This is a genomic window from Streptomyces sp. NPDC019531, from assembly GCF_044903305.1.
GTDB lineage: Bacteria > Actinomycetota > Actinomycetes > Streptomycetales > Streptomycetaceae > Streptomyces.
Genome location: NZ_JBJDQL010000118.1, coordinates 1 through 3755 on the forward strand (window position 1 = coordinate 1; position 3755 = coordinate 3755).

Sequence of the window (3755 nt, forward strand, 5' to 3'; positions counted from 1 at the left end):
TCCAGGAGCAGCAGCCCGACACCCTCAGACCACCCCGTACCGTCCGCCGCCGCCGCGAACGACCTGCACCGACCATCGGCCGACAGCCCACGCTGTTGGCTGAAGCCGACGAAGATGTCCGGCGTCGGCATGACGGTCACCCCGCCCGCCACGGCCAGGGAAACGTCCCCCTGGCGCAGCGCCTGGCATGCGGTGTGCAGGGCGACCAGCGACGACGAGCACGCCGTGTCCACGGTGACGGCCGGACCCTCCAGGCCCAGGGCGTAGGCGACGCGGCCGGAGGCGATGCTGGCCGCGCTGCCGTTGTCGATGTAGCCCGTCAGGTCCTCGGGAACGTACGGGAGCCGACTGCCGTACTCGTGGTACATGACCCCGACGTACACGCCGGTGCTGGTGCCGCGCAGGGACAGCGGGTCGATGCCGACGCGTTCGAAGGTCTCCCAGGTGCCCTGGAGCAGGAGCCGCTGCTGCGGGTCCATCGCCAGTGCCTCGCGGGGCATGATGCCGAAGAACTCGGGGTCGAACTCGGCGGCGTCGTGCAGGAAACCGCCGTGTCGGGTGTACGTCCGGCCTGCCCGACCGGGCACGGGGTCGTAGAGCTCGTCGGTCTTCCAGCCGCGGTCGGTCGGGAACCCGGAGATCACGTCCCGGCCTTCGGCCACCAGCCGCCACAGGTCCTCGGGGCTGTTCACACCGCCGGGGAACCGGCAGCTGATCGAGACGATGGCGATCGGGTCCGCCAGTCCCCCGGTGGGCTCCATGGGCTCCATGGGCTCCATGGGCTCCAGCGGGCGGTCCGGGATCCGAGCCGTGGTGGAGACGCCCGGCGCCGTCGGTGCGAGGGCGGCCAGCCGGCCGTCGATGAAGTCGGCCGCGGCCCGGGCGGTCGGGTGGTCGAAGACGAGTGTGGCGGGCAATCGAAGCCCGGTTTCGGAGTTGAGCAGGTTGCGCAGCTCGACCGCGGCGAGCGAGTCGAAGCCCAGCTCCTTGAACGCCTGGTCGGCGCCCACCCCTTCGAGGTCCCGGTGGCCGAGAACGGTGGCGACCCGGGTACGGACGAAGTCGAGCAGGAACCGCCTGCGCCGGGCCTCGGCCATGCCGCCGACGCGCTGCACGAAGCTCTGCTCCTCCGTCGCGTGGCGCTTGGCCCGCTCGGTCCGTCGTCGGGGTGCCGGGCCGGCCAGGTTCCGCAGGACGGCGGGCAGGTCGTCCTCGCGTGCCTGCAGCGCCGTACGGTCGACCTTCAGGGGCGCCAGGACTGTATGGTCCGTGGAGAGCGCCGTGTCGAAGGCGGCCAGGCCCTCCTCGACGGTCAGCGCGGGCAGTCCGGCCCTGCTCACCCGCCGCAGATCGGCTTCGGTGACCTCGCCGAGCCCAGTGTCGGTGTTCCACATGCCCCAGGCGAGGGAGAGCGCGGGCAGCCCGAGGCCACGGCGGTGGACGGCGAGGGCGTCGAGGAAGGTGTTCGCGGCGGCGTAGTTGCCCTGGCCCTCCGGAAGGGCCGCGCCGCCGATGGAGGAGTAGAGGATAAAGGCGTCGAGACCGAGGCCTGCGGTCTGCTCGTGCAGATGCCAGGCCGCGTCGGCCTTCGGCGCCAGGACCTTGTCCAGCTGTTCGGGGGTCAGGTTGCCGACGAGTGCGCTGTCCGTGACGCCGGAGGTGTGGACGACGGCGGTGAGGGGATGCTCGTCCTGCACCGTCGCCAGCAGCCCCGCGACCGCCTCCGCATCACTCACGTCCGCCGCCACGACCGACACCTCGGCGCCCAGCGCCTCCAGCTCCGCGCACAACTCCGCCGCACCCGGCGCCTGCGGGCCTCGGCGGCTGGTCAGCAGCAGATGCCGTACGCCATGACGCTCCACCAGATGACGCGCCGCATATCCGCCGAGCGCCCCGGTACCGCCCGTCACCAGCACCGTGCCGCCGAGGGCGAACGACACTCCAGGCGCGTCGGCCGCCTCGTCCCGGACCACGAGCCGGGGCACGCATACGGCACCCTCCCGCAGCCCGGTCTCCGGCTCGCCAACCGCCAGCGCCGCCCCGACCGCCTCGGCGATCCGGTCGGCGGCAGCAGCCGTGCCGTCGTCATCGACCAGCAGCACCCGGCCCGGGTTCTCCGCCTGCGCCGCACGCACCAGGCCCAGCACCGCGCCCATCGCCGGATCCGCACCCGTGGCAGCCCCATGAGTGAGTACGACCAGCGTGGTGTCCCCGCTCTCCGCGTCGGCCAGCCACTCCCGCAGCACGGCAAGCGCCCGACCGGTCAGTGCCCGAACCCGCTCGGGAACGCCCGAACCCTCCGGCACGCGCACCGAACCGGCATCCCACACCACCACCGACGGCACACCCGCACTCGAAGCCCGGTCCTCCCACGGCACCATCTCCCCTGCACTTGCACTCGCACCCGTCGCCAACGGCTCCCATCGCAGCGCATACACCCCAGCGCCATCCGACGTTGCCCCCCGCACCGCCTCCAGCTGCCCCACGGACACCGGACGCGACACCAGCGACTCCACCGCCGCCACCGGCACACCCGCACCGTCCGCAACGGTGATCGCCGAGACCTCCTCGCCCTGGATGCGGTGGATGTGCACGCGCAGGGCCGAGGTGCCCGCGGTCCGCAGCGTCACGCCGTTCCAGGAGAAGGGAAGGAGCGTCACCTCGTCGGTGCTGTCGTGCTCGTCCAGCAGGAGATCCACGTGCATGGCCGTGTCGAGCAGGGCCGGGTGGAGCAGATGGCGCCGGGCCTCGGCGTACGCCGACTCCGGCAGCGCGACCTCGGCGAACACGTCGTCACCGCGCCGCCAGGCCGCCTTCAGGCCCTGGAAGACCGGGCCGTAGCCGTAGCCCCGCCCCGCCAGAAGGTCGTACGCCTCGCTCACGTCCACGTCGTCCGCGCCCTCTGGAGGCCAGACGCCGAGGTCGACCGCCGGCCCGGGCCGCCCGTGCCCAGCGTCCGCAGAGGACAGGGTGCCCGCGGCATGCCGGGTCCAGGGGAGCGTGGCGCCACCGAGGCGCGAGTACACGCTGATCGCACGGACACCCAAGTCGTCCGGTGCGCCGACAACCACCTGGACCGCCGCGCTCGCGCCTTCGGGCAGCAACAGCGGTGCTTCCAGAGTGAGTTCGTCGATCCGTGTGCACCCCACCTGCTCCGCCGCGCACAAGGCCAGCTCCACGAAGCCGGTGCCGGGGAACAGGACACTCCCCAGGACCACATGGTCAGCGAGCCACGACTGGGCATCCGTGGAGATCCTGCCGGTGAGCACCAGTTCATCGGATTCCGGTGACCCGACGACAGCGCTCAGGACGGGGTGCTCGACCGCGTCCAGGCCGGCCGCGTCCAGGTCGCCCGGGGCGGCACGGGTTACGTCGATCCAGTAGCGGTCGTGCTGGAAGGCGTAGGTGGGCAGATCGACACGGGAGGGGTGGGCGTCGTCTTCGCCGTAGAAGGCCTGCCAGTCGACCGGGACACCGGTGACGTGCAGGCGGGCCAGCGCCGTCAGGAGGGTGTGGGGTTCGTCCTGGTCGGCGCGCAGACTGGGGACGGCCATGACGGCTCGGGTGTCACCGGGGAGGTTCTGCTGGGTCAGCGCCGTCAGGACACCCTGCGGGCCGATCTCCACGAAACGGGTCACGCCGAGGGTGTCCAGGGCGGTCACCGCATCGCCGTAGCGCACCGGACGGCGCACATGCTCCACCCAGTACTCCGGATCGTCCCACGCCGGATCCGGCTCACCCGTCACCGTGGAAAC

At 72.2% G+C, this 3755-nt stretch carries 1 protein-coding gene; it reads right to left on the reverse strand.

Translation table 11 applies throughout. The features are described from left to right. A partial coding sequence (locus ACI2L1_RS44985) for a type I polyketide synthase (protein ID WP_404745274.1) occupies positions 1–3755 on the reverse strand: 3755 nt, incomplete at both ends.